Here is a 25782-nt window from a genome sequence, read left to right on the forward strand (position 1 = left end):
GAAGATCGTCGCCGCCGCACTGGTCATCCTGCACACCGAACACGGACGCACCACGTAGCACCGTCAGTAGTCAACTCATTGCTCGGACAACCTCAATGATGTCTCTCGTCGCGATTCCATAGAGGTTTTCTGTATCGTAATTGCTTGCCAGTCCGCAAGGGTTGGGCGGAGTCGCGCCTTCGCCACTGCCGCCTTCGAATGCCTTAATCTTTTTCAGAGTGGCCGCCTCCAGCAGGATTGATTCTGATCTGGAATCGACGAAAAATCCCGTTCCGTCTGCGCAAAATATCATTTCGGGGGCGGCATAACTTTCGGCGACGGTCGTCTCAATGACTGTTCCGTCGGACCTACCCATCGCGACGCGACCGTCGGCACTGCCGAGGGCAACCAGTGAGCCATCCGCATTCAGTTGAGTTACGCTCTCTCCTTTTGCGTTCATCTGAAATGACCGGACTACTCTGCCGGTGGCCGCTTCCCAAACTTCGACGGTTCCATCATTTTGTGTAGACGCCAGCCACGTTCCGGCCGAGTTGAAAGCGAAGGAATGTGTTCCGCTGACATCCTTGGCCTGGACCTTATTCAGGGGTCTACCATTTGCGGAGTTGAAAAACAGCAGGCCGCCGTCGTCGGTCAATACTACGACAGACCTGCCGTTTGGACTGATCTCGGCGTAATCCGAATCGTCGAACGGTCTAAAGAGACTTACTTCGACCCCTCGTTTGATATCGAGAAAACTGAGGCCCCTGTCGTGCACCTGAAAGATGGCGGTTTTGCTGTTATCGCTGAAGCCTAGAACGGTCCCTGATTTGGTCAGTTTTGCTGACCCGATGTACGCGTCCCAGACGCTTACCTGACGACCTACAGAGTTATCAACGGTCACATGGGAGCCGTCGGGCGCGAAGGAAATCAGGGGGGCATATTTATCGTCCAGGCCGGAAAGACTGGGAACGGAGATGACCAGCCGTGCCGAGTCGTCGTCAATCCGGTACGCGGTTTCGGCCGCAGCCAGCACGGTGACGATCCCCGCGACGGCCGCGATCAGCACGCGTCGCCGGGCGGGCATCGGCCCGAGCGTCGGGACCGCCGCGGCGACGCCGGATGTGTGGCGCGTGGAATCGGCCAGGCGTTCCTGGAGGCGGATGTGCCGGAACTGGTAGGCGCCGCCGACCTGGCGCAGAAGTTGTCGCTGACGGGCATCGGCCAGGAACGTCATCAATCGCAGCGGAGAGCGTCGGCGGATCGCCAGTGTCAGCCGGACCAGGACGAGACGTGGCCACGCGCGCGTCAGCAGCAGGATCACGGCGGCCGCCGCACCGGGAAGAATCGCGAAGACACCCGTGAGCGTCGCGTTGCCGATCGTGACATACCCGTTGTCGAGGCCGAGGAAGGGGTCGGTCCAGAAGCGCTCGGCGGTGAGCCGGATGTTGGGTTCGCCCGGATACCCGGCCCAGTCACTGATCGAGTAGTGCGTGAGGATGCCCAGGACCGTGCCGGCCGCGAGCGATGGGAGCAGGCCGAGACCGGTGATGAGCGCGACGGCCACGGCCCCCGCTAACGATGCTCGCCGGTCCTGCCGGAGCGTTGTGCCCGGCGTCGCACGGATCGCGTGTCCGGGAGAGGCCGTGAGCCAGCGATGAACGCCGACCGCGGTTCCGGTCAGCCCGGCCGCGGCGATGACGGCGAAGACGATGCGGAACGCCTGGGTGGCCCGTTCCGGCGTCCAGACACCGGTGCTGCTGACCACCGCGGCGATGATCAGGAGAACGGGCACGCTGATCACGGCGATCACACCGGCGCCGATCGCGAACCCGCGGCGGAACCGGCCCGCCGCGCCTCGCGCACGGAGTGACAGCTGCCCGGGTGTGGACCGGGAGCCCGCGTACCAGGTCGCGATGGACAGCACGGACACCGCTCCACCGGCGAGCGCTCCGAGCCAGATGCCCGTGCCCGGCTCCACCGATGGGAGGTCCTCCGGTCTGGGGCCGGTCTCGGCGAACTCGATCCAGGCGGCCAACCCGCCCATCGTCAACATGCCCAGCCCGAGGCTGACCGCGATCGCGATCCAGTCGGACAGAACGCGATGGCCGAGGCGCCACCATGCCAGATCGCGGGTGGCATCGTCGTGCAGGTGGCCGGCGAGGTAGGTGAGCCAGGGGCGGGCCTTCGCGGCCGTCCAGAGTGGCGCCGGCGTGTCGCCGGTCGGGTCGGGGGCGTAGGCGGCGTCGACGACCTGGTCGATCAGGTGGTCCTCGACGGCGTGACGGCAGTCGAAACGGGTGCGGTCGGTGAGGTCGGCGGGGTGCACGTCCAGGCGCTGGTGGATCAGGCGGGCCAGGCTGAGCATCAGCGGTGTGGAGAGCGCGGCCGCGACCGGGCTGTCCGGGTTCTCGCGCAGGTCGGCGGCGACCGGGGCCCAGTCGGTGCCGGGCGGCCACTCGACCTTCTCCAGGTAGGCGATGATGTCGGCGGCGGGCACCGGCAGGACGCGGACCACCGGGGCCTCGCGCAGCGTGGGGGCGCCGTCCACGACGAGATCCGCGTACTCGTTGGACCGGCAGGTCAGGATGACGGGACGGTCCGTGCCGACGGACCGGTTGATGGCGCGGATGGCGCCGCGGCGGGCGGCCTCGGGGATCTCGTCGATGCCGTCCAGGAGCGGGATGAGCAGGCGCCGGTCGAGCAGGCGCTGGGGGACGGTGGAGTCGCCGGTGTAGTAGGAGTCGGCGAGCGTGCGGACGATCCAGCGGTGGAGCGTGTCGCGGACGGGGTCCCAGGACGAGGCGGACAGCAGCACGGGTACGGGCGCGCCGTCTCCGCGCGCGTCGAGCAGCCCGAGCGTCAGGAGGATCATCATGACGGTCTTGCCCGACCCGGGTTCGCCGATCGCGACGAGGCGTCCGCTGTCGATGTGCCGGTAGCCGTCCGCCATCCGCGTGGTGACCTCGGCGAAGCGCCCCTCAAGGCGGTTGCGGAGCGCGTCGACGGCGCGGTCGTCCGTGATGGGGGAGACGCCGGACCATGACAGCGGCAGGACATGCGGGTTGCGGAGCTGCCGCGCATCGACCTCGGTCTCCCACTGCTCGCGGACGATCCGCGCGAGATCGTCGACCAGGGCCTCCGCGGTCGGTGGCTCGCGCCGGGTGTCGAACCGTTCACTCAGCGAGACGATGAGCTGGACGAGCCCACAGGCGAGGCTCGCAATTCCGGCCCACGCGGCACCGGTCTCGATATTCTGGTTCAGCACCCAGCCGACGATGCCGACGCTGACCGCCACGGTCACGGTCAGCATCACCGTGCGTGATCGACGTGTCATGCGGCGACGCTAACATCGACATTTGCGCTGCTCAGGGTTCGCCACCGTCCGCAGTGAACGATTCATCCCGGGGAGTGGTGCAGGCCACGGCAACACGACGGGCGGCGGCCGGAGACGAAGTGCGCACCGCCGGTCCACCGCGGAACCGGCTCCGGCGCGGCGAGCGGAGCGATGCCAGCGGACTCGGAGCACGTCGCGAGGTTGACCCGCGGGAGCATGCGGGCCGGACCACGCCGGAAGCGGGGAAATCCGCTGCCAGCAAGCAAGTCACCGGCGTCAAGGGCCGCAGCGGCGTAGGAGTCGGCGAGCCGGACGACGCGGACGCGGCCCGCCCGTCAACGCCGGGTGGGGCCAGAGCGAATGGGAATCACGGCCTCCGGCTATGACCCGCCCACCGCTCCCAACCATCACCGGCCGAGTGGAGGCGATAGAAGTTCTACTCGATTAGGCAGTTGTCGCAGAGGGAGTTCGATCGGTGTGCCACACAGGTTCTTGAAGACACCGATGGGTATTCGGCTTGGTTCTTGCGCCGAGGTGCGTGTGCTCAGTGGCGGCGCTTGATGCGGTGGGTCATCGGCCGGTCCCAGAGGAACATGCGTTCGTCGTTCTCAGGCCGGATCTCCGAGCGCACGCCGAAGATGGCCCACGGGTCGAAGCCCTCGCCTTCCCGTAGAACGGTGAAGCCGAGGCTGCGGTAGAAGTCGGCCAGTCCGGGCCGCGCCGGCATCTGGCCGTAGAGCATGAGATATTCGCAGCTGGCGTAGACCTGTCGGCAGCACTCCATCAGGGTGGCGGCCACACCTTGACGGCGCATCAGCTCGGCCACCGCGAGTGCCTTGACTCGCACGAGGCCGAGCGCACCGTTCAGCAGCAGACTTTGGGGTTTCGCGCCGATCCGGCCGGCTTGCGTGATGAACTGGCCGATCACGCCCACCGGCGGGTATGCCAGCAGCACACCGACGATTCCCTGATCGGGATCCTCGGCTACCAGCACGAGCGTGAGATGCAGGAACGGAACCGGCCGGTCGGCGCCCTGGTGGATGAAGAACTGCTCGGCAATGTGGCTGATGAAGGTCTCGTGCCCGTCGCGCATCCCGATGAGGAGCCCGGTGCCGGCGATGCCGACCTCGATCGCATCGGCGACCTCGTCCTCGACCCGCGTGCCGGCCATCTCGACATACGTCCGCAGGACGGGCAGGTCAGCGGCACGCGCCAGCCGGACACGAGCGCGTGATCCAGGGATGGTCCAGCCGTCGATGAGCGCGTCAGCGGTGACGGTGCGATCCGTCGAGTGGTCCGCGCGCAGGCGGCGTGGAGGTATCGGATGCCGCACGGGTTCGCGCCGTCGTGCGTTGCCTTTGCGGTTGGCCACTATCTACACCTCTCACCACAAGCACCTGAAGTAACGACAACGTCATCATCTGTAATCTTCGATGTGGTGTGCGATCAGCGTGCGGTGCCACGTCGCCGCGATACACCGCTGCTGGGGCGTAGCCCGTCCCCCGCGGTCGAGGACGCGAGGCGCTGGTCAGCACTGCGGGCCTCGCGCCACCGGCACGACAGGGCGGCCAGCACCGCGCCCAGCGTGGGTAGCAGGCTCATCAGGGCGAGCGCGTGGTTGAGGCCGACCGGTTGCCACAGCGCCGAGCAGAGCGCCGATCCTGCCGCGCCGCCGCCGAAGAAGGCGAGGTTCCCGACGCCGATCGCACTTCCGCGGCTGCGCGGTGCGCGCTGGCCGGCCAGCCCGGTGTAGACCGTCTGGGTGGTGCTGAACGCGCCGAACGCGACCGCGACGGTCGCGACCAGGACCGTGGGATGCGGCACGATCGCGGCGCTGGCCAGGAATAGGCCGAACGTCGTGGCGACGATCGTGAGGACTCGTACGGCGCCGAGGGATGCGACGTACCGGGCCCCGACGCGGGCCAGCACGACGGCACCGGCAGCGCCGGGCAGCAGGAGGAGGCCGACGTCGACGGCGCTGTATTGGTGCTGCCGGTAGAGCACGTGCGGTACCGCGTACAGGGCGGCGAACATCCCGCCGTACACACCGGCACCGACGACAGCAGCGGCACGCAGCTGCGCGTCACCGATGACGACATCCAGCACGCCAGCGCTCTTCTGGCTCCGGTGACGCCGCACTGCGACGAGCGCCGCCGCAACCGTCACGACCAGCACGCCTGCCGCCACGGCGGGGGAAAGCCGCAGGGTATACGCCTGGATCAGCAGCAGCCCTCCCGCCGCGCCGGCCGCGACGGCTGCGATGCCGGGCAGGTCCACGGGCCGGTCGCCGATGGGCCGGTCGCCGATGGGCCGGCGTCGGGTCAGTGGCAGGGCGAACGGCACGAGTAGGAGGGCGGCGGCGGGCAGGATCAGCGGTAGCCGCCATGACAGGAGGTTACTTAGCCCACCCGCGAGGGTGGCGGTGGCCGATACGCAGGCCAGCGTCACGCCGATCACGGCCAGGGCGCGCGGCCGCTCGCGGTCGGGTAGCTGCGCGGCCGTGGTCATGGCGGCCGCGGTGACCGCGCCGGAGCCTGCGGCGAGCAGCAGACGGCCCGCCACCAGCACCAGCAGTCCGGGCGCGACGGCGCAGAGGGTGGCGCCTGCGGTCAGCATGATCGCGCCGGCGGCGAGGGTGTGGCGGGTGCCGTAGCGGTCGGCCAGCAGGCCGGCGGTCGCGGTCGCGACGCCGAGGCCGAGTGCGTGGGCGGTCAGGATCCATACGGCGGCGATCGGTGTGGTGTGCAGGGCGTCGGCGGCGGCCGGGAGCGCGACGGCGGCCGCGCTGACGCCGTAGATCGCGGGTCCGTAGAGCAGGCCGAGGCGCAGCCCCGCGAGACGGTGCTGGCGCGGGATGGCGTCGAGGTTGTCGGCCGAGGGTGCGGGACGTGAGGGCATGGGTTCTCCAGGAAGGGGCGGGGCCGGTAGGGAGCGGTGAGCAGTGCGGCCGATACCCCGCCGGCCGGCACACGGGTGGCGAAGCGGGAAGCCGAGGTGAGGAGGAGGATCAGGTGCTGGTCGTGGCTTGGGCGCGGCCGCGGTGGGCAAGGTCGCGCAGCAGGGCGGCGATCAGGTCGCCCGAGGGCAGGCCACTGTCGGTGATGAGGCTGTTCTGGATGTCGTCGACGGCGGCGTGAAGACGTCTGGCGAGCTGCATGCCGGCGTCGGTGGGTGCCAGTAGGATCGTGCGCCGGTCGTGCTCGGCAGGAAGCCGGTAGATCAGCCCGCGCGCGATCAGAGTCCGTAGACAGGCGGTGAGAGTGGCTTTGGCGATGCCCATCTCTGCGGCGACCTGGCGGGCTTCGATGCCTCGGCTGACGCATACCAGCAGCAGGCAGTCGAAGTGATTCCAGGTGCACTGTTCCTTGCGAAGTACGGTGCGCTCGATATGGCCGCGGATCAGGTTGGCGGTGCGGCACAGCTGCACGATCGCGCCTGGCCGGGATGCTCGACGCGGTCCGGCGCCAGATGGCGGGGGTGGATACGGCGGTGCCACGTTCTGCCCGTACCCGACCGGTGTGCGCCGTGCTGGCACGCGAGGCGGGGTTGGCACGGTGCTCGCAGGTCCGCGGTTGCGTCGGGGGGTGTTAGCGGTGTCGTTCTGGCGTGCGTGCATGACCGGTCCCTGAATCGATTGTTGATAGACGACATGCGTACGAGGCGATGCGGTGGCCCCGCGGATCCGTTTGGATGTCGGTCCCTGCGCAGGGCTGAGCAGGATCAGGCGGCTACTTTGCCGTCGTCCTGGTCGCATCCCTCAGTCGGCGATACCGGCACACCGTGTTTGTCGGCGTCGGAGCCGGTGTCCGCTTCCGGTGAGCGCCGCGATGGACCTACCGATGAGAAGGCCGTCGAATAAGGAGGCAACAGTTACTCAATGCTTGCCTCAGTCCCAGCGTCCCGCCTTGGCTCATCTTTGCCGTAAGCGGAATCTGTGGCCGGAGACTGTTCGCCAGCGTCCAGAAATATCGGCGGCGGCGCAGTTTCTTCAAGCAACCGGCGGAGCTGACCGGCATCTCGCATGTAGTCGCGTTCTTGCGCGAAACTCGTGAAACCTCCGGACTCGTACCACTGTTCGAGCACGCGCCACGCCGCGTCAGCCGCGTGTGCGTGAATGATGTCGTCTGGAGACGTCTCCCAGGGGACTTCCGCCTGCTCGGCGGCAATTTCATCACCCCTGCCCCGCCAGTATTCCCACGCCGCCTCATACGCTGCCACCGTGGCGTCGAGCGCCTCACCTCTGTCGTGGTCTCCCGCGTCAGGACCCCGATTCATCGACTCTTCCAGGATGGGATCAGTTATCGAATTGCCGTCCGCGTCCATCGCAACATCTCCAGTCTGGTGACATATCGTTGAACTCAGCGCACTGGCGAATGAATCAGCCGTTTGCACCGAGTGGAGCGCTTTGCGTGCGCATATAGGTGACCGGGTCGATCGCATTCGCGGGGCTTAGCTGGCATTCGCTATTCCGGCACGCCTGTTCATGGATCTCGAAATGCAAATGTGGTCCGCTGGAGTTGCCGGAGCTGCCGACCAGGCCGATGGGCTGTCCTGCGGTGACGGTGTCGCCGGCGGTGACTTCGGGGCGGCGGACCATGTGGCAGTAGCGGGTGCCGATCCCGCCGGTGTGGGCGATGTCGACGTACCAGCCGCAGCCGATCGTGCCGGGGCTGCCGTCGGCGTCGCAGGTGCCGCTGGTGGAGTTGCAGTCTGAGGCGACCACAGTGCCAGCCGATGCGGCACGGATCACGGTGTACCGGGCCGCGGAGAGGTCGACGCCCGCGTGCAGTTCGCCGCCGCGCGGGCCGAACCCGGAACCGACGACCGCATCGACCGGCCGGACCCAGCCCTCGGCCCCGGCAGGTGGGCCGGCGCAGATGGCAAGGCTGGCACCGGGCAGGTCAGTGATCGCCGTCGCGCCGGTGACGGCGGCGACGACCTGCTCGGCATCGTGCTCGCGTTCGCCGTACCGGTCCGGGAACGCCGACTTCTGGACCGTCTGGGCGGCCACGGTCAGCGGCACGGCCTCCCAGCCGGTCACCTCCAGCAGCGCGGCGTAGAAGCGCCGGCTGGCGTAGGCCGGGTCCTGTAGCTGGGCGGGGGTGCCCCAGCCCTGGCTGGGCCGCTGCTGGAACAGGCCCACGGAGTCCCGGTCACCGTCAGGGAGGTTGAGCAGCCGGGACTCGACCATGGCGGTCGCGACCGCGATCACCCAGCCCCGCGGCGGCACCCGCTGCTGCTGGCCGGCCGCCACGATCACGGCCGCGTGAGCGACCTGCGCGGCGTCCCAGGCACCGACCGGATGCCACGCCCCGGTCGCCACCGGCCGTGGTGTGACCGTGCCTCTACCGGCACACGTCGCCGATACCGGCCCGCCGTCGGTGATGACCGCGCCGCCGCACAGCAGCACGAGCAGCGCGACGATCGCAATCGCCAGCGCCGCGGCGCTCTTCACCGGTCCGCCATCTGCACGGTGGCGACCAGCCAGCGGCCGTGCGGTGCCACGCAGATCACGCGCAGCGTTCCGGCGTCGGTCGGCACGTCCACGACGACGCGCGCCGTGGTGCTCTCCCGCGGCTGCGGCTGCCCGGTGACCCTGGTGGCGGGCACGTCGGCCGGGTCGACGGTGCGCAGCAGGTGCGCGTATTCGGCCGTGGCCAGCGCGGCGACGTCTTCCCGCCAGTCGGCGGCGGGCAGGTCCGGTCGTGCCCAGGCGTCGGCGAAGCGGGCGGCCGCGTCGACCGCGGCCGCCGGTACAGCGGCAGGGATCGGCGCGGCGAGTCCATCAGCATCCGGTGCCGGGGGCGCGGTGGAGGTGGTGGGGCGGCCACCGATGTCGACCGTCTGTGAGTGGCCGGTGGCCGGCTCAGTGTCCTGGAGTGCCGGCAGGCACGCGGACAGCATGATGAGCGCGACGGCCGCAGTACACCGCATGGCCGCGGCCCGCAGCAGATGCGGCCTCATTCGGCTTCCACCGACGGGCTGACGGGCGCGTCCCGGCGCAGTTCGTCATTGACGAGCGCAGCCATGCCGCGCAGCTGCTGGTGCACGGATCTCAGATCGTCTCGGCCCGGATCGAGCCGGATCGCGGCGAGGGCCTTGACGAGCGCTTCCGCGCGGGTGGTCACCTCGTCCAAGGACGACCGCGGACCTTCAGGGTCGCGGCCGTGGTCGTCGACCAGGTCTGTCATGTTCTGCAACCTCCAACGCACGGTGCGCATGTCAGCCGGGCGTTGCGCGTCCAATCGCATGGCCGCGATGTCGGCGACGAGTGCCTCTGCCCGGCTTGTGATGTGGTCCAGCGGTACCTGCACGGCGGCGGGATCGATGTGGCCGTCGGTGACGTCGGTCATCCTTTGCAGCTGCCGCCGGATCCTGCCGAGGTCGGTCGGGACCCGGTTGTTGGCGCGCATGGCGGCGATGTCGCCTCGCAGCCGGCTCGCGCTGGTGTGCAGGTGCCTCAGCACTCGCGCCTGCGACGGCGGCACGGGGCCGGTCGTGCCGGAGAGGTCGTCAGCGGGACTTGTCACTGCTCTGCCTCCGGTTCGTCGTCGATGCGCCGGTCGGGCTCATCGAGGTAGGGGTCGTGCTCTGCCAGCGCCGCATCGAGATCCGTCTGCTGCTGTGCGTCGCGGTCCTCGATTGCGCGCGCTTCGGCCTCGCGCGCTTTTTCTTCGGCGGCCTGGCGGACTTCCTGGATGGCGACGATGCGCCGGTAGACGTGCACCGACGCTTCGCGCAGGCCGCGGACGCGGGAGTTGAGGCGGGACCAGTCCCAGTTACTGGCGACCTCAGCGGGGTGCGTCATGACGCCAGCTCCTTCCCGCCGCTGGCTTCGGGGGCGGGCCGGGCGGCGAGGTCCGCGGCGGCGGCGTGCAGGGCGCGCCGTTGCCAGTCGTCGGGCCACGGGGTGTCGAGGCGGCGTCTGGTGTGGTGGCCGTGGCGGCATTTGCTGGTGTCGAGTGCACGCCAGCGGGGCCTCGCCCGGTCGAGGGATTCGTGCCAGCGCAGCGGCGCCTCGAGGCCCGCGCCCGGGTGGTAGGCGCCGTGCCAGGCCAGACACACCGCGGTCAGGTCCTCGACCAGCGGTGGATGCCGTGGCCAGCACGGGCCGAGGGCGTCGGTGAGCTGGTAGCGGTCGACGGCCCAGGCCACCCAGTCGATCAGCCACAGCCATACCGCCCGCGCATCGTCGCGGTCGAGGTCGCGCCACCGCACCCGCGCCGGTGTCCATTCCGGTCGGCCGGCTTGTGCTGGTCCGTGGAGGCGGACGACTTCGTCGGCGAGGCCGGCCAGGCCGGCGCGCAGCGCGTCGACCGCCCCGGCGAGTTCGGCGATCGCTTCCATCTCCGGTGACGCGTCCGCCGGGAGCTCGAACGTGAAGGGCTGGTCAGACATCGCCGCCACCCCGGATCTGGTCGTTGAACGCGTCCGCGGCCGCCTTCAGCTGCGGGGCGTCGTCGCGGTCCCACCAGGCGGGCATGTCGACTTCGACCGGGGGCATGTTGCCCAGCAGGACCAGCGCTCGCCCGGCCGGCAGGCTCCGCAGGGCGGCCAGGTCCACGAGGTATTCGCGTCTGGTGTGCTCCTGGACGCTGGTGTGTGCGCCGCCCCAGCTGGTGGATGCGGTCAGCTCCTGCGTCTGCCCGATGAGGGCTTGGGCGTCACGCAGCGCGGAGACGTCCTGGGTGCCGCCGAGGACCATGCGGGCGTTCGCGCCGTCACGCAGCGCCCGCCCGCCCCTCTGGCCCCAGCGTTCCTCGAGCTGGTGTTCGTTCTGGCAGGCGATCGACATCGAGATCCCGGAGCCGCCGCCGTCCGCCCAATGCCCGGGCAGCGACGGCAGCGGCGCGACGTTGGTGATCTCGTCGCCGATGAAGTACAGGGCAGGTTCGATCCGGCCGCCCGGGGCGGTGAACGATGCCTGCAGGGTGTGGTGGAAGACGTCCTCGGCGACGGCGGCGAGCAGCGGTGCGACGGCGGCCTGGCTGGTGCGCGGACCGACCAGATACAGGGTGCCGGACGCGGCCAGCCACGGGCCGACCTGAAACTGCTCGCCGCGCGGCGGGGAGCAGTTGGCCAGCACGGTCGGATGCGAGAAGCAGTCCAGGGCCGCGAACACCACCGACTGGATGCTGTCGCGGGTACGGCCGGTCGCTTCCCGGTGATGGGCGAGCCGGTCCGCCCACGCGGTCACCTGGTGGTAGCGCAGGATCTTCTCCGCGCGCGGGTCGGACGGGTTCGACGCCCACGCGACGACGTCTTCCATCGTGCACCGCTCGTCCAGCGCCGCCGCGTGCAGCATCCCTCGGATCAGCGCCGCCGCCTGGTCCTGGAAGAACGCGCCGTTCTCGGCGGAGTCGATGCCGGCACCGGCGGCGAAGCCTTTCGCCCGCAGGGCCGCGACTTCCATGTCGTGGGCGCCTTCGATCGGTGACCAGCGCAGCCGCGGCACGCCGGGCAGCCGGCCGAGCGGCTCGAAGATGAACGTCGGCCCGATGGCCTCGCGGGCGGCGTAGGTGACGGCCGCGACGTCCAGGCGGGTGGAGGTCGTCAGGACCGCGCCGCGGGCGTCGAGCACCCGGGGTATGACGTACCGGGACGTCTTGCCGCCGAACCGGGCGGCGGCGGCGAGGAGTTCGGTGTACTCGTTGGCAAGGTACAGCGGTTCGCGGGACATGGCGTGGTAGCCGAGCAGCCGGCCGACCTCCAGGGGGTCCGTTCGCCGCTGTTCCTTGGCCGCGATCACGGCCGGCGGGTCCGTGTCCCGGATCGTCAGTCCGGGCCGGAGCACGTCGGCGCGGTCGAGGACCGCTTCCGCGGTGACCAGCTGCCGCAGATCCTTGCGGGTGGCGAACCCGGCCCGGTGCAGATATTTGCGGCCTGCCCGCGCCGGCGTCCACACCAGCCCGGCGAGCGCGACGGCGTAGAGGATCAGCCACAGCGGGTACACCAGCCCGGCCGGGCCAACGGTGGCGCGTGCGGCCGGCGGCCACGCATCTCGCGGCGCGGCGAGATGGGCGGGCAGCCGTAGCGAGATACCGAACGCGTCCGCAGGGCCGGAGTCTGGCCACGCCCCGTGGGCGAGCAGCCCGGACAGCTGCCCGGCGGTCCAGAGCGTGGTCGTGGCGATGACCGCGGTGACGATGCCGATGGTGAGGGCGGCCAGGCGGAGGACGATGTCGAGTCGGTGGATGCCTTCGTGGGGCAGGCGGTGCCCTGGGGACATCAGTGGCGGCCTGCTCATGCCGGCACCTCCGCGCCCGTCGTGCCGGTGCCGGGTACGGGTGGTGGGGTGTCGCCGAGCATCTTCTGCTCGGTGTTGACCATCTCCCACTCGGCCCGCGACAGCTGGTGTTTGACGACGAAGGAGCGGCCGGCGACCTTCCACAGGCCGGTCCCGCGCTTCAACTGCAGCAGCAGCCCAGTTTCGACGTCGGTGGTGCCGAGGAACTCGGCCGCGGAGTCGAGGGAGCCGGGGGCCTGCCGGTAGGAGATCCGCACTCCGGTGTCCTCGATCAGGCCGCGGGCGATGCGGACCTGCTCGGAGTCGGCGTTGCCGGACGCGGCCAGGTCGGAGAACCGGTGGAAGGCCAGGATGTTCTCCGCGCCGAGGGCGCGGGCGAGTTTCAGCTGCTCGCGCATGCGGCGCATCGGGCCGAGGTAGCGCGCCAGGAGCGCGAACTCGTCGTACAGGCAGAGGCGTGGCGGGGCGTCGGGGCGGGTCAGTTCGGCTTCGAGCCAGGATTGGGCGCAGGTCATCGCCATCGCCGTCATCGCGTCCGAGGTCCGTACGGCGCGTAGGTCCAGGACCGCACCGGCCTGGGCGAAGTCGAGGCGGGCGCTGTCGGCGTCGGGTGCGTCGAAGATTCCGCCGAGCGCGCCGGTGATCAGCCGCTCCAGTGCGAGCCGGACGCGGCGGGAGTCGGTCACGAACTCGTCCAGGGTGTAGTGGACGCCGGCGAGCCGGTGTTTCCAGACGTCGACGTCGGCCATCGCGGCGAGCACGGTCGACAGTGTCGGGGCCGGCTGCCTGGTGGCGCTGGTGCCGTCATCGGCGCGGGTGACCGCGTCGAGGGCGTAGGCGATCAGGGAGCGCTCCGGCTCGGACAGCCGGTCACCGATCTGGATTTCGAGCAGGCCTTCCAGCAGCAGCAGGCGGCGGGTGCGCTGGATCTGCGCCCATTCCGTCGCCGGCTGGCCCGGCATCCGGCTGATCCCGGCGAGGGGGTTCATGATCACGCCGAGGCCGGGGCCGATCCGCAGCGGCCGGATCCCGAGCGCGTGCGCGAGGGGGTCGTACTCGCCTTTGACGTCGACGATGTAGCTGCGCCGGCCCAGCGCGGCATTCCGGAACGCCAAGGTTTTCAGCAGTGCGCTCTTGGCGGAGCGGATCTCGCCGGTGACGACCATGTTCGGGGCGCCGACCACACCGAGCCGATACAACTCGAGCAGCGAGAAGTAGAACGCCGCCCGCGAGTAGATCTCGGTGCCGATCAGCGGGCCGCGCGCCGGCAGGCCCGGGTCGTTGACGAACGGATACACGGAGCACAGCTGGGCGGAGGTCGTCTCCAGCGGTGGCAGCCGCAGCTGCCACATCACCCGGCCCGCGGCCGGTCCGGGCCCGCCGCGGGCGGTGACCGGTGGTGGCCCGGTCAGACGGGCGACGTCGCGGTCCAGGCGCCGCTGCTGTGTACGGGCCTGCCGTGCCGCTGCCGTCTCGTCGGCGGCCGCGGCACGGGCGCCGATGAGCGCGGCGAGGCTGTCCTCGCGGGGCAGACGCATCCGGCGGCTCATGCCCACACCCCCGAGCGGGGCTTCAGCCCGCGGGCCAGCGGCAGCGCCCCGGCGGCGAATGCCTGGTCCTGCTCGCCGTAGAGGACGATGCACTCGCAGCCGGCCCGGGACAGGATCTGCCGGGCGACCCTGGCATGCCGCTGCAGCTGTTCCAGGGTGGCAGCGGTGACGGTGACCAGCAGCGCGTACCGGTAGCGGACGTGCCCGGCGGCCTGCTCGGCGTCGATCTGGTGCACGGCTGCTTCTTCGGCGTCCTCCCGCGCGGTCCGCACCAGCTGCAGGCGAGCCTTCGTCGCCCGCTCCCCTGCCGCGGCGACCTTGTCACGCCGCGTCGCCAGCGCGGCGAGCTGCGGCGGGACCGGCTCGGCGACGAGCGTGACCGCGACCCGGCCGACCGTCCGCGCGAACAGGCCGGTCAGCCACGACATCGGCACCGGCTGGCGGGGCATCTCATAGATCCACAGCGTCTGCGACAACCCGGAGTCGTGCCGCAGATACGACCAGCCGACCTGCTCCGTCGCCGCCGGACCCGCCGCCTGCGGGGCCGCGCCGGCGGGTGTGCCGTCATCGGTAATGGTGTGCGCCAGCATGTCGGGGTCGAACTGTGAGCGCAGCACGCCGGCGTACACCCGCGGGGACAGCCATCCTCCCGTGCCGATGTCGGCCTCGCGCACAGCCGCCTCGATCCCGGCCAGCCGCTCCAGCACCACCACCGCCAGCGCCGTGTCCGTACCCCCGGAATCCTTGACCTCGGCGGCCAGCCGCCGCCGATCGAGGACGACGGTCAGATAGATCTCGTGGCGTTGCGCGGCCGGTGCGGCCGCGGCGGTCAGCGCGGCGAGGGACCGGTAGGCCGCCGAGCCGGTGTCGGTCGCGTGGCCGGCCAGGTAGCGCAGGGCAGTGTCGTCGGAGTCCGGGACGGTGCGGGTCAGCAGCGCCCACCGCACCAGCCCCGCCTGCGCGTACTCCCCGCCGAGCACGTTGATCACATCGGACCAGGCGGCCAGGCGCTGCTGCTGCTCGCCGGTGTCGGCCAGCGTGAAGCCGGCGCCGTAGCAGCGCAGCGCGGCCGTCACCGTGCCCTCGACACGGTGGACCAGCAGCCCGACCTCGGTCACCCCGTCCGCGGTGGTCGCGGTCAGCCACCGGTATCCGGCGGCCGGGCCGGGCAGATCCAGTTCCTCCCGGCGCGGCGCGAACGCCGCCCCGCGATAGCGGTGCTGGCCCATGACCCGCTGCAGCAGCGCCCCGGCCACGATCGGTACCCACGCGGTGATCCGCCGACCACGCAGCCGCGCCAGCCCGAGCACACCGAGCCCCAGCCCGGCGACGAACACGCCCAGCGCGGGCAGCGGCCGCCCGGCCGTGGCCAGATTCAGCGCCATGATGCCGCACACCGCGCCGGCGAACACACAGCCGAGCTGCCCCGTCGAGAAGCCCAGCATCGCACCCCGCGTAGCCCGCGGCGGAAACCGGAAAGTGGTCATGATCGTTGTCCCTTCTGAAGTCACAGCGGCACGACCGGCAACTCGGCCGCGGCCCCGCTCGCCGCGGCGCCACCGCGGCCGATCCCCGCACCCGCCGCCGGCTCCCCCGCCAGCGTCGACGCGCCCCCGGGCGCCGCCGGCCGCAGGACCGGTGGCTGCGGGACGGTCGCGCCGTCACCTGGTCCGCCGTCCGGCGAGGCCGTCGTGCCGGATGCCTCGCCACCGGGCACGGCCGGGGCGTGATCGCCGGTCGTCCCGGTCACGGGCGTTGTCGTGTGATCACCTGCTGGCGTCCCCGTGCCGGAGCCACCGGGGATCGTGGACGCCTGTCCTTCCGGCTGTCCGAGCGCCGACGGCGCACCGCCCTCGCCGGCGTGGAGCAAGGTGGTGCTGTCCTGTCCGATACCGGCTGCCTCGTCGCGGTGCGGTGCGCCGGCGTCGGCGCGCCCGTCCGCGTCGCCGGACGACGACCCGCTCCCGGCAGAGGCCACCGGATCGGCAGCCGCCGTGCTGCCGGAGGCCGTGTCCAGCGGTGAGGTGTCCGAACCCGGGCTGTCGGCGACGCTCGGGATGAGGTCGGCAGCCGCGTCCGCCGGCCCGCCCGAGGGGCCGCCGCCGAGGTTGCGCTGCAACCGGTCCGACAGCATGTCGGTGCCGACGCCCATACCGGCCCCAGCCAGGAAACCGGGTGGGTCGATGTCGGCGATGTAGCCGTCCAGGATCGTCGTCAACCGCAGCAGGATCCACGGCGCCGCGACCATCAAGAAGATCATCAGCAGGCCCCGCAGGGCGTTGACGAGGTTGTCGCTCTCGTACGGGGCCCGGGTCCCATAGATCCAGAACGCGACGATCCAGAACTTCGACGCGGCCAGCGCGTTGACGGTCCAGAACCAGCGGCGGCCCCACGACCGGGTCGCATCCATCGCCTGCCCCGCCATCGCCGCGACCCCGATCAGCGCCGCCCCGATCACCAGGACCCCACGGAAGATCAGAATGATCGCGATCAGGAGCAGCCCGACAAGAGACGCCACCGCGATGACCAGCGCTATCAGGGCCGTGCCCGGCGCCGCGCCGAGCCGGTTCAACGCGTCGACCCAGGCAGCGGGATCCCAGTCGCGTGCCTGGTTCCGGTCGATCAGCGCGAGGGTCGCCTCATCCCACAGCCGCACCAGCGTGAACGCGATCCCGCCCGCGAACGTCGTCCCGAGGACCGCCCGGAGCACGCCGAGCACGATCCGGACCGGGCTGCCGTCCCGCGCCCGCAGCGCGGCCATGCCCAGCGAGAACGCGAACATCAGCAGCACGAACAGCGAGACGATCGACGCGACGTCGTTGTAGACGCCATAGAACGCGTCGTCCACCGTCACCGTCGTCTTGTCGAACACCAGCGCCGCCAGCCACGACAACGTCCATCCGAACGCCGCCACCGTCAGATCGACGACGCCGAGCAGACCGATGCGCACACCGTCGCTGACGCCTTCCTCCACCCGGCACGACACATCCACCAGCCCGCAGCCGCCAGAACCCGGCGCGCCCGGCGTCGGCACGTCCGGTGTCGCCGCAGGGCCGGGCGCCGCTGGGGCGGTGGCGGGCGCCGGGATCGGTGCTGGTGTCGGTGCCGGAACAGGGGCGGCCCGCGCCGGGTCCGGCACGCTTGTGCCCAGGATCAGGCCTGCCAGTGCCACAAGGGTGATCCCGAACGCTCGCCGTCTGACCGGCGGCGCATCCTCAGCAGCGGCGCCGGCCGGACCAGGCCCGGCCCATTCCGGCCTGCCCGGCCGGACCAGGTCGTCAACGTGGAAGCGCGGCATCACCGCTGGGCGCATCATGCCGCTCACAGCCGGTACAGCGCCGAGAGGATGGTGACGCCTGAGCCCGCAAGCACCATCAGGCCGCTGATCTTGAACAGCTGCCATCGGCCGCCGTTGTGCGGCGTGCGCGCCCCCAGCACCTCACCGAGCGCCATCGCGATCACCGCGCCGGTGCCACCGGCGAGAATCGCAGCGATCCCGAGCCAGTAGCCCGCGTTGATGAGCGTGTAGAACAGGTCTGGTCGCGGCACGCCGGCCGGGTCCGGCCTGATCCGGCTCCAGTCGAACCCGTCTGCCGGTCCCGGCGTCCCAGACGGGTCCGGGACGGGCTCGCGTGGCACCGCGAGCTGGTACACGGTCACGGCAAGTCCCTCGCCGATCCCTGCAAGAGGGTGCAGCATCAGGTGTCGCCTCCTGTTGATCCACATGACGCGGTCAGTCCTCATCGCGGCGCGGCGCCGGCGGAGGCGGCAGGTGTGGTGGCACCGGGGTGACCGGCCCGAGACCGGTGGCCGGCTCACGGCCTGACATCGCGCAGCGACGCAGCACCGCGGCGGCCAGATCCGTCACCGCGATCCGGGTCGCCTTCCGCAGCCCTCGCACGTCCAGCGGTGCCGGCCGCGCGAGGACCGGGTCATGCCCGATCCGCACGACGTGCCCGGCCGCCTGCTCCAGCTGCCGCAGCACCGCCAGCGCCTCACGGCTGGCCACCGGCGACGTCGACATCACCGCGACCACGCACCGGTCCGCGACCGAGGCCAGCCCGCCGCCGCGCATCCACGCCAGCACCGTCAGCAGATGCTGCAGCGAATCCGCGCCTGCCCGGCCGACCAGGACCGGGCAGGCGGAGGAGACCAGCGCCCGCCAGGTGCCGCCGTTGTCGACCGGGCGCAGGTCGAGCACTCCCAGCCCGTACCGCGACGGCAACGCCGCCAGCAGGGGTCGGGCCTCCAGGTACGACGGCGGGTGACGATCCTGGCTCATCTGCGGCTCTCCGATCAGGACGTGCAGACCGGTCGGTCCGGTCTGCGTGCACGTAGCGAGCAGTTCCGGGTGTCCGGCCGCGACCGCGGCGACCGCGTCCCAGACCGTGCCCGGCCGGCTCACGGCCACCCGGTGGGTCAGCCCGCCCCAGGCCCGGCCGGTCAGATCCGCCGCCACCACCGGCGCCGGGCTGGCCAGCGCCAGCAGCCCGCCGAGCGCGGCCACGAGCGTGGACCGGCCGACACCGCCGTCCGCGGACGTCACCGCGATCAGCGGACAACCCGCCGGTAGCGACGCGCCGTGCAGCCACACCCACTCCGCCTGCGTGTTCCCTGCGAACTCGCGCGGGATCGGACGCAGGTCCGCCGCCGGACCACGGTGGCCGCGCAGCGGCCACCCGGACCGGCTAGCAGGAAGGGAGGGTGGGGCCGGCGAGGCGGACCCGCCTCGCCTCGCCGGCCCGGGAGGCGTCCCACGCCAGGTGCTCACGCTGGCGGTGCCGGCCGCAGATGGCCCGACCGCGGATGGCCCGACGGTCATGGCCACTGCACCCCGTCCCCCTGCCGGGGTGCCTGCTTCCGCAGGCCGCCGGTCGGCGGGACGCCGGGCTCGGTGCGACACGGCCGGTACTGCGCCGACGCCGCGCGAGACCTAAGATCAGAACTGATACACGGTGAGATATACGAAAGAATCAGGCGAGTCACGTCCGAGACCTAACGTCACGTACGCCTACCTGGGCAGGGCGTACTGAGCACGGGGAATGGCCTTACAACGACAGGGCTGCCGCACTGCCGCGATACGGAGGTTGTGGTGACAGTTACGAAACCAGAATTCGACCTGAAGACGCTGCAGGGCCGCATAGGTCTGCTGTTCTACTGCTACCTGAAGGACAGGCGGCCGTACTCCTATCAGGAGGTGGCGGTCGCGTCCGGCATCTCGAAGTCCGCTATCGGGAGAATGCACACCGGCGAGAGCCAGAACCCTAAGGCTGACGCCATCGCCGCCCTGGCGGGATTCTTCGGCGTGTCCGCCGACTACATTCTTGGTCTGCGGAATGTAGAAGAGACGGCCGCCGAGCTGTTACAGCTGAGAGAGCTGCTGCTCGCCGGCGCGAGCGAAAGCAGCCTGCGCGCCATTCATGCGATATCTGGCGACGGAAACCCGGTGACGATCGCCGACACCGTAAAAATTCTGACGATGGTCAACGCGCTCCAGCAGTCCGAGACATCCGCCAGTGGATCACGGGAGCCGTGATACCCGGATTGCCCGGCTGGCGCTGTACGTAAGGTCATCTGTTGCATGTGAAGAATCCTGGTCGAACGGCAACGGCTACGGTAGATGACCATTCGTTGATCTTCCGTTGACCCGCACGCGCCCAGATCGCTCCGCACCATTCCTCAGCGGTGGTACAAGCCGAGCTGTGCCGGCTCCAGCCCGAGGACACGGCCGAGGAATCCCCGGTAGTTGATGTCGGGAACTTTGTGCCCGTTCTCCCAGCGCGAGATCATGGCTTTCAGCGATTCCGCCGACGGCAGATCCGGCCCGAATTCTTCTTCCGTCATCTGACGTCGCAGATTGGCGGCCAGTCTCGACTGCGACCAGCCTCTTGTCCGCCGGGCACCGCTGATGACCCACCCCATCTGCACCGCTTCGTCTGAGCCACCCACGATGGGCTCCACATTGCCCTCCTCACCCTTCGTCATACCGCTGCACCCCGGGTTCCGCGCCCCGCCGACGTAGCCGAGAGAGCGCTCACCCACATCAACAGGCGAGTCCCATGGCTAAGACCACCGAGGAACCATCGCTGCACGCGCCGCGCATCCGATCGATCGAGGACTGTTTAGCACACGGGACGATCAACGACCTCCCCCTTGACCCCCGATCGGCCCAAAGACCGGTCGTTCACACAGCTCACACCTCATATAGCAGCCTCCGAGCAGTCACCGCCGCCGTCCCGCTAGCGGGACGGCAGGTGCGGGCGAAGCTGCCGCCGGCACGGACACCGCGACCTCGGGCGCGCGTGAGACCACGTCAAGACCACATACGGCGGGATTCCCAAGACGTGCGCCGATGTGCGAGCCGATGCCGGCCGCCACGCCCGTTCGGGGCGTGGCGGCCGGGGCATTGCGATCGGAAGGCTGCGGCCCTAGAAGTCGCCTACCGCCTTGAATGAGTGGAAGGCACCGGGGTCCCAGAGGATCTGGATCCGAAATCGGGTGCCGTAGGGGACGCCGGTGGCGATGTAGGCCCACTGGCCAGGGTTGACCTTCGTCCAGTAGTTGCAACTGCCGCCCGAGGCATATTCGACGCAGGCGTGAAACGGCGCCCCATAGCTGTCACCGGCGCCGTTGTTCTTGACGGAGATGTTTCGCGGGCATTGGCTGGTAGAGACATACGAGCCCGTCGCCGACGGATAGGCCATTGTCACCGGGTCGTACATGGTCATGAAGGGGTCCGCGCCGTAGAGGCTTGCCGAAAATGGTGCGCTGCGGCAGCCTGCCGCGAACGCTGGCGACGCCGGTGCCACAACCACACCGGCCACAGTGGCAACCATCGCAATGAAGACGGCCAGCAGTCGCCTATTCCAGATTTTGCCCACGTGTTCCTGCCTTTTCGAAAGGTTCATGGCTGCATGACGTGGTCGCACAAGGCATTCAGCAGACTGGAACCGCAGATCAGCTTCTAAAGCACTCCATCCCCGAGATAACCCCTCCAAGGCGAGAACGGCCTCCGTGCAGACCGCGGTCACCGCTATATCTGCGGCCACCCCGCCCGTCCCGGAATCCGGCTTCACTACGTCGGAACGGTTGACCTCTTCGGCTGTGCCAGCAAGATGCGCGCGGGTCGGGTTCACTCGCCGGATCCGCTCACCGCCTCAGCGACCGATATGGACGATATGAGGGACGCGATCGCAACGCCACGCATCGTTCGATACGAGCCGCACGATGACGCCCCGGCTCCGCGGCCAGCGGCCGACCCGCCTCAGTATCGCCCGCACAGTATTCGCAGGGAATATTCCTAGACTTAGATCCCGGTCGGGGCGCCGCCAGGACTGGCAGCCGAATACAAAAAATCGTTCGAGATGACGCGCATGTGTTGCGGGCGCGGAATACGGTCTTTATCGTGCAGCGTCATGGCACCGGACGTATTCCGGACCTTCGCTCTGTGCGATCGCGGCACCGGGGAAGCCTGCGGCATCCGCTTCGAGATATGCGGCAATGCCCAGCCCTCTGGCGTCGCCGATCCCGCTGCGCAGCCGGACACCGACGCGCAGCCCCGTCCGCGCCATGTCGCGCTGTCCGGAAGCGCGCTGATCGTCGTGCACTGCGCCGGCGTCGCCCCGACCGACGCCGCCTCCACATCGGGTGCTGAACGGCTGGTCTTCTCGCTGGCCGAGGTCGCCCGGATGACCGGCTTCTCGGAGCGCGGAGTCGAGCGAGACTGCCGGGCCGGCAAAGTACGGCATGTGCATCGCGGTCAGACCCGCGGCATGACGCGCGCAGATCGACGAGCTGATCGCCGTCTACACGTCGCAGCCCCAGCAACCGGCCATGCCTCTTACCGACGAGCAGTCATCGGTGGCGGCCGCCGCCGAACGCACCCGCCGGCGCTTGCGCGGACGGCGCTGACCCATCTCATCCACGGCACGCGATGATCCCGTGCCGCACACGGACGCGCCGCGCTGGCGGACGCGCCGCGCTGGCGGGCGCGCGGCGGCGGGCGCGGTCTGTGCACTACCCGCTCTCACTGCTTACCGGCTTGGAGGTCTGGCGTGGAGGAGCCCGAGCTGCGTGCGGTGAGCCGGTGGGAGTGGGAGCGGGTCCTGCTGCGCGCCCGTCTGGGAGGTCTCATTCCCGCGCGGGGAAAGCGGGGTGGCGTGGCCGCGTCGACGATCCGGGTGGTGGCGCTGGTCTTCGCCTCGCATGCCGACGCGGACACCGGCAGCCGGATCTGGCCCGGTGACGCCACCGTCGCGGTCGAAGCCGAGGTCGGCGTCCAAGTCGTCCAGGCCGTCCGGCGCCGGCTCGTCGCGCTCGGCCTGCTGCACCGGATCCGTGCCCGCTCCCGCGGCCAGCACGAGGGCGACGAGTATCAGCTCACCCTGCCCACCGACCTCCTGGAGCAGATCGAGGTCATCAGCCCCGACACCGTGCGCGCCTCGGCAGCAGCGCTCTACGCCGCCCGTCGCGGCCGACGCAAGCACGCCACAGACACCACCACACCCACGCCTACCGACGGTCAGGTGGGGGTCCCGCCGGATCCCCCACCCGAGGCCAACGGCAATCGTCGTGGGGGTGCCGATGGCAGCCAGGATCGGCGCCCTGGGGGATCCGATGGCGGCAGCGTGGGGGATCCGTCGGCACGCGATACCAACCCCGGACCAGCCACTAACAACACCAACCCCACCCCACCCGGCCTTCGCGCGAACGTCACCACCCCACGCACACCCGCACGCGCGGCCGCGGCCGCGTCGATCCCGGATCTGGTGCGGTGCGACCCGCACGGCGTCGCCGGCCGGCCGCGGCCCGACGGCCGTTCCCCGTGCGCCATCTGCCGCGTGCTCGGCGACCGCGCCCAGGGCCGTCTCCGGCCGTCGTACCGAGATCCCTCATCGGATCTGGCCCGGTGGCGTCCGAGAGCCTGAGCGCCGGCACCCTGGCGCCCGGCAGTCGTCGTGCGTGCGCGCCACCTGCGCATCGGCCGGCCACCGAGACGTCCCGGGCGGTGCAGCGGCGTCCATTCGCACGTCCGGGCGTGTGGAAAGTCCGGCTCGTTTGATTCGCATTCATGGACAAACGCGATACGTATCTGATTTCGTAGTCGGCACGCCCGGATCCATTCCCGATTCAGCATTCCTGAAGCAGGGCGCACAGGGCGACCAGAAGCGTTCTGAACAGGGATAACTACGCCGCCACACAGTCGCCTATCGCGTTTCCAGGGGCGCGATCCGCGTCGTTGTCGCAGTGTACGAACACGGGGACCGCCCCGATTCTCGCCACCACAGGTGTCCATTCATTTCGAGTGAGGAGTCCACATGCGTGTCACCAGTATCAACCTCGAGTCGGTGTTCAGCCGGCGCGTGCTGCGGAACCTAGCCGCAGCCGCGGCCCTGATCGCCCCGGCAGCCGGCGCGCTCACCAGCGCGGCGATCCCGCCGCAGTCGGTCCAGGCCGTGCCCCCGCCGTCCGTGCAGGCAGCGCCGCCGCCGGACGGCCGCATCACCCCGGCCGGCGGCAGCATCTACACCTACTACTAGCCGCGCCTCGGGAAGGCCGTGACACCGACCAGCACGTCTGGTGTCACGGCCTTCCCCATGCCCGACCCGAGACCCCGCCCAACCGCCGACCGATTGAGTGCCAGAGCCTGCTGCGCCCGACCGGCCCCAGTCTCGCTGGAGGCCGGGAACCGGCCGGCCGATCTGATCTCTACCAGGAGCATCGATGTCCTCTGAGCGTGCCCGACCCGTCCTGCCCGGAACCGGTACGACGGACTACGCCCGATACATGCGCACCGACGCGCTGCTCGCGTTACAGCGCAACCCGGATGAGTGGGTGCACCCCGACGAGCTGCTGTTCCAGATCACGCACCAGGGTCATGAGCTGCTGCTGAAGGCGGCCGCGCACGGCCTTGCCCGCGCCGTCACCGAGATCGAGGCAAGGCATCCCGCAGTGGCGCAGCTATTGGTGGATCGCGCGACGCTGACGATACGGCTGCTGACCGACCAGCTGCAGCTGCTGCGGACCATCTCCCCCGCCGTCTTCCGGCAGATCCGGGCCGTGCTCGGGCACGGATCCGGCCTCGAGTCGCCCGGCTGGCGCGACCTCCGCCAGCAGACCCGCACGGCGAACACGGCCTTCCTCGCCCTGCTCGACTCCTCACCGGTGGACCTACCGCAGATCTACGAAGACCATGCGGCCGCGCCGCTGCACCGGCTGGCCGAGGCGCTGATCAGCCTGGACGAGGCCATCGCACGATGGCGCTCCGACCACCACACGCTCGCGATCCGGATGCTGGGCGACCACGCCCACGGCACCCAAGGAACCCCGGTTACCGCCCTCGCCCGGCTGGCCTCCCAGCGGTTCTTCCCGCGCCTGTGGGAAATCCGCGCGCTCATCACCACAGACTGCCCTCCCGGCTTGTCTGGCCACGCCGCCACATGACCCCGCACCAGACACACCGGCTGCCGATCATGGCCCCAGCGATCAGCCGGATGGCGCCTCCAGCATCATCTGCCGGCCGGTACGACTCGACGAGACCTCGTGTTCCCGATCAGACCGCCTCCAACACAGCGGGACGGCGCAGTCGGCTTCTCCCGGTACTCGCTGGCAACGCGGACTCGCAGAGCTACGACTCACGGCCAGCGCGGACCATGCCCGGGATGCGCTGACCTGTCACCGAGCAGCCGCCCCACCGGACGGCAGCTGTCCATCTAGGCGAACCGCTCTGGCTCTCATCCATAGACCGGAGGCGCGGCGTCCACCTGACCGTCAACGGCCCGGGGCACGCCAGGTCGCCACCCGGGCCGACCGCACGGATCCCCGCGACTCAAGGCGAGATCGCTCGTCACGGCATCACCGTCACCCCCGCAGAACCCACCGTTGCGCACGTCCGCCGGCCCCGAGGAGGACCAGCATGAATCAGACCGATGCTGCGCTCGCGCTCGCCATGTGGAGCAGCACCGACCGACCTGCCGCCAGCAGCTTCCCGTACCGCCAGGTCGTCGCGGCGTTCCTGCACACCGGCAAACAGCGCGTCAGCCCGGGGCTGGTGGAGGCGCTGCGGACCGCACGCAGCCGGCTCCTCCACGTACGCGGTCCACAGCAGCAACGGAACAGGGTCGCGCGCTGGCTGGACATCGCGCTGGACAAACCCGACGGCTGCTACGACTACCGCACCTACCTCGCGCTCGGCGTCCTCCCCGTCTTCGACCCGGCACACCCGCCAGCTACCGCCGAGGCAGCGCTCGCGCACCACGATCGGACCCTGGCTTTGCTGCTCGGCGACCTCTGCCGTTTTGAAGTCCACGCCGCCGGACGGCGCACCACCGCGCTCCCCCGACTGCGCCCCGATCGCGAACGCGCCCGCCGACGATGCCGGCTCGCGGTCTCTGCGGCCCGGCCCGCGCTGAAACGTCTGCGGCTTGACGGCCCGATCACCGCCGCAGATCCCCTCGAAGCCGCATCCCAGCTGGCCCACACGATGACGCTCACCGCTAGGCCGTGTTTGATGGATCATCACCTTTGGTGATGATCCATCGTTGTCACTGCATGGCTGGTGATCTGACTGATCGGGAGTGGGAACGGCTTGCGCCCTTGCTTCCGGATACCGATCCGCAGCGCGGTGGGCGGTGGCGTGATCACCGTCAGGTGATCAACGGGATCTTGTGGCG

The 25782-nt window shown here is 70.1% G+C and carries 25 protein-coding genes; 7 read left to right on the plus strand and 18 right to left on the minus strand.

Annotated elements, in window-relative coordinates; all coding sequences use genetic code 11:
• Positions 1 to 70 precede the first annotated feature (70 nt).
• The 16 genes from OP04_RS46925 to OP04_RS47000 all read right to left on the minus strand — a co-directional run bounded on the left by OP04_RS46925 (position 71) and on the right by OP04_RS47000 (position 18656).
• Positions 71 to 3313: an NACHT and WD40 repeat domain-containing protein gene (locus OP04_RS46925; RefSeq protein ID WP_157241302.1), complete on the minus strand. Its 3243-nt coding sequence runs from the start codon at positions 3311 to 3313 to the stop codon at positions 71 to 73.
• Positions 3314 to 3857: 544 nt separating this feature from the next.
• Entirely contained in the window at positions 3858 to 4685 is an 828-nt protein-coding gene (locus OP04_RS46930) for a GNAT family N-acetyltransferase (protein WP_157241304.1), read from the minus strand.
• 74 nt (positions 4686 to 4759) lie between these two features.
• The gene (locus tag OP04_RS46935; RefSeq protein WP_051800150.1) at positions 4760 to 6211 is read right to left on the minus strand and encodes an MFS transporter; all 1452 of its coding nucleotides are present in this window, start codon (positions 6209 to 6211) and stop codon (positions 4760 to 4762) included.
• Between the two features lie 109 nt (positions 6212 to 6320).
• Positions 6321 to 6740, minus strand: a complete 420-nt coding sequence (locus tag OP04_RS55210; RefSeq protein WP_051800151.1) for a MarR family winged helix-turn-helix transcriptional regulator — start codon at positions 6738 to 6740, stop codon at positions 6321 to 6323.
• Between the two features lie 443 nt (positions 6741 to 7183).
• Entirely contained in the window at positions 7184 to 7636 is a 453-nt protein-coding gene (locus OP04_RS46945) for a hypothetical protein (protein WP_033346579.1), read from the minus strand.
• Positions 7637 to 7691: 55 nt separating this feature from the next.
• Positions 7692 to 8768, minus strand: a complete 1077-nt coding sequence (locus tag OP04_RS46950) for a M23 family metallopeptidase (RefSeq protein ID WP_033346580.1) — start codon at positions 8766 to 8768, stop codon at positions 7692 to 7694.
• Entirely contained in the window at positions 8765 to 9277 is a 513-nt protein-coding gene (locus OP04_RS50955; RefSeq protein ID WP_051800152.1) for a hypothetical protein, read from the minus strand. Before OP04_RS50955 ends, OP04_RS46950 begins: the two co-directional genes overlap by 4 nt.
• Positions 9274 to 9780: a hypothetical protein gene (locus tag OP04_RS46960; RefSeq protein ID WP_157241306.1), complete on the minus strand. Its 507-nt coding sequence runs from the start codon at positions 9778 to 9780 to the stop codon at positions 9274 to 9276. The genes OP04_RS50955 and OP04_RS46960 overlap by 4 nt, the downstream gene beginning before the upstream one ends.
• Before the next feature lie 59 nt (positions 9781 to 9839).
• Positions 9840 to 10121 (minus strand): hypothetical protein, encoded by a 282-nt coding sequence (locus OP04_RS46965; protein WP_033346582.1) that lies wholly within the window; start codon positions 10119 to 10121, stop codon positions 9840 to 9842.
• Positions 10118 to 10711, minus strand: coding sequence for a hypothetical protein (locus OP04_RS46970; protein ID WP_157241308.1), 594 nt, complete (start codon positions 10709 to 10711; stop codon positions 10118 to 10120). The genes OP04_RS46965 and OP04_RS46970 overlap by 4 nt, the downstream gene beginning before the upstream one ends.
• Positions 10704 to 12560: a type IV secretory system conjugative DNA transfer family protein gene (locus OP04_RS46975; protein WP_232324011.1), complete on the minus strand. Its 1857-nt coding sequence runs from the start codon at positions 12558 to 12560 to the stop codon at positions 10704 to 10706. The genes OP04_RS46970 and OP04_RS46975 overlap by 8 nt, the downstream gene beginning before the upstream one ends.
• Positions 12557 to 14110, minus strand: coding sequence for a hypothetical protein (locus OP04_RS46980; RefSeq protein WP_198154297.1), 1554 nt, complete (start codon positions 14108 to 14110; stop codon positions 12557 to 12559). Before OP04_RS46980 ends, OP04_RS46975 begins: the two co-directional genes overlap by 4 nt.
• Positions 14107 to 15597, minus strand: coding sequence for an SCO6880 family protein (locus OP04_RS46985; RefSeq protein WP_033346584.1), 1491 nt, complete (start codon positions 15595 to 15597; stop codon positions 14107 to 14109). Before OP04_RS46985 ends, OP04_RS46980 begins: the two co-directional genes overlap by 4 nt.
• 20 nt (positions 15598 to 15617) lie before the next feature.
• A complete protein-coding gene (locus OP04_RS46990) occupies positions 15618 to 17084 on the minus strand; it encodes a hypothetical protein (RefSeq protein WP_051800153.1) in 1467 nt (488 codons plus the stop codon).
• A 347-nt stretch (positions 17085 to 17431) separates the two neighbouring features.
• The gene (locus OP04_RS46995) at positions 17432 to 17770 is read right to left on the minus strand and encodes a hypothetical protein (RefSeq protein ID WP_051800154.1); all 339 of its coding nucleotides are present in this window, start codon (positions 17768 to 17770) and stop codon (positions 17432 to 17434) included.
• A 73-nt stretch (positions 17771 to 17843) separates the two neighbouring features.
• Positions 17844 to 18656, minus strand: coding sequence for a hypothetical protein (locus OP04_RS47000; RefSeq protein WP_157241312.1), 813 nt, complete (start codon positions 18654 to 18656; stop codon positions 17844 to 17846).
• Between the two features lie 546 nt (positions 18657 to 19202).
• On the opposite strand from OP04_RS47000, the gene OP04_RS47005 reads away from it, so the two are divergent.
• Entirely contained in the window at positions 19203 to 19646 is a 444-nt protein-coding gene (locus tag OP04_RS47005; protein ID WP_198154299.1) for a helix-turn-helix domain-containing protein, read from the plus strand.
• Between the two features lie 143 nt (positions 19647 to 19789).
• On the opposite strand, the gene OP04_RS47010 is transcribed toward OP04_RS47005, so the two are convergent.
• Both OP04_RS47010 and OP04_RS54275 read right to left on the minus strand, forming a co-directional pair.
• The gene (locus OP04_RS47010) at positions 19790 to 20095 is read right to left on the minus strand and encodes a helix-turn-helix domain-containing protein (protein WP_033346588.1); all 306 of its coding nucleotides are present in this window, start codon (positions 20093 to 20095) and stop codon (positions 19790 to 19792) included.
• A gap of 443 nt (positions 20096 to 20538) precedes the next feature.
• Positions 20539 to 21246 carry a hypothetical protein gene (locus tag OP04_RS54275; RefSeq protein WP_157241314.1) on the minus strand — a complete coding sequence of 236 codons (708 nt, stop codon included), beginning with the start codon at positions 21244 to 21246 and terminating at the stop codon, positions 20539 to 20541.
• 279 nt (positions 21247 to 21525) lie between these two features.
• On the opposite strand from OP04_RS54275, the gene OP04_RS54280 reads away from it, so the two are divergent.
• The 6 genes from OP04_RS54280 to OP04_RS52770 all read left to right on the plus strand — a co-directional run.
• Positions 21526 to 22047 (plus strand): hypothetical protein, encoded by a 522-nt coding sequence (locus tag OP04_RS54280; protein WP_157241316.1) that lies wholly within the window; start codon positions 21526 to 21528, stop codon positions 22045 to 22047.
• A 117-nt stretch (positions 22048 to 22164) separates the two neighbouring features.
• On the plus strand, positions 22165 to 23037 hold the full coding sequence (locus OP04_RS47020) for a hypothetical protein (RefSeq protein ID WP_157241318.1): 873 nt from the start codon (positions 22165 to 22167) through the stop codon (positions 23035 to 23037).
• 390 nt (positions 23038 to 23427) lie between these two features.
• On the plus strand, positions 23428 to 23649 hold the full coding sequence (locus OP04_RS47025) for a hypothetical protein (protein WP_033346590.1): 222 nt from the start codon (positions 23428 to 23430) through the stop codon (positions 23647 to 23649).
• 184 nt (positions 23650 to 23833) lie between these two features.
• A complete protein-coding gene (locus OP04_RS47035) occupies positions 23834 to 24553 on the plus strand; it encodes a tryptophan 2,3-dioxygenase family protein (RefSeq protein ID WP_051800156.1) in 720 nt (239 codons plus the stop codon).
• 472 nt (positions 24554 to 25025) lie between these two features.
• A complete protein-coding gene (locus OP04_RS47040; RefSeq protein WP_051800157.1) occupies positions 25026 to 25640 on the plus strand; it encodes a hypothetical protein in 615 nt (204 codons plus the stop codon).
• A 20-nt stretch (positions 25641 to 25660) separates the two neighbouring features.
• A partial coding sequence (locus OP04_RS52770; protein WP_198154301.1) for a transposase occupies positions 25661 to 25782 on the plus strand: 122 nt, incomplete at its 3' end.

It is taken from the genome of Catenuloplanes japonicus, assembly GCF_000717135.1.
GTDB lineage: Bacteria > Actinomycetota > Actinomycetes > Mycobacteriales > Micromonosporaceae > Catenuloplanes > Catenuloplanes japonicus.

Coding starts and splice junctions, on each gene's coding strand:
- OP04_RS46925 (WP_157241302.1), bottom strand. CDS start 3,313: ATGACACGTCGATCACGCACGGTGATGCTGACCGTGACCGTGGCGGTC.
- OP04_RS46935 (WP_051800150.1), bottom strand. CDS start 6,211: ATGCCCTCACGTCCCGCACCCTCGGCCGACAACCTCGACGCCATCCCG.
- OP04_RS46945 (WP_033346579.1), bottom strand. CDS start 7,636: ATGGACGCGGACGGCAATTCGATAACTGATCCCATCCTGGAAGAGTCG.
- OP04_RS50955 (WP_051800152.1), bottom strand. CDS start 9,277: ATGAGGCCGCATCTGCTGCGGGCCGCGGCCATGCGGTGTACTGCGGCC.
- OP04_RS46965 (WP_033346582.1), bottom strand. CDS start 10,121: ATGACGCACCCCGCTGAGGTCGCCAGTAACTGGGACTGGTCCCGCCTC.
- OP04_RS46970 (WP_157241308.1), bottom strand. CDS start 10,711: ATGTCTGACCAGCCCTTCACGTTCGAGCTCCCGGCGGACGCGTCACCG.
- OP04_RS46975 (WP_232324011.1), bottom strand. CDS start 12,560: ATGAGCAGGCCGCCACTGATGTCCCCAGGGCACCGCCTGCCCCACGAA.
- OP04_RS46980 (WP_198154297.1), bottom strand. CDS start 14,110: ATGAGCCGCCGGATGCGTCTGCCCCGCGAGGACAGCCTCGCCGCGCTC.
- OP04_RS46985 (WP_033346584.1), bottom strand. CDS start 15,597: ATGACCACTTTCCGGTTTCCGCCGCGGGCTACGCGGGGTGCGATGCTG.
- OP04_RS47010 (WP_033346588.1), bottom strand. CDS start 20,095: ATGACGAAGGGTGAGGAGGGCAATGTGGAGCCCATCGTGGGTGGCTCA.
- OP04_RS54280 (WP_157241316.1), top strand. CDS start 21,526: ATGGCACCGGACGTATTCCGGACCTTCGCTCTGTGCGATCGCGGCACC.
- OP04_RS47025 (WP_033346590.1), top strand. CDS start 23,428: ATGCGTGTCACCAGTATCAACCTCGAGTCGGTGTTCAGCCGGCGCGTG.
- OP04_RS47035 (WP_051800156.1), top strand. CDS start 23,834: ATGTCCTCTGAGCGTGCCCGACCCGTCCTGCCCGGAACCGGTACGACG.
- OP04_RS47040 (WP_051800157.1), top strand. CDS start 25,026: ATGAATCAGACCGATGCTGCGCTCGCGCTCGCCATGTGGAGCAGCACC.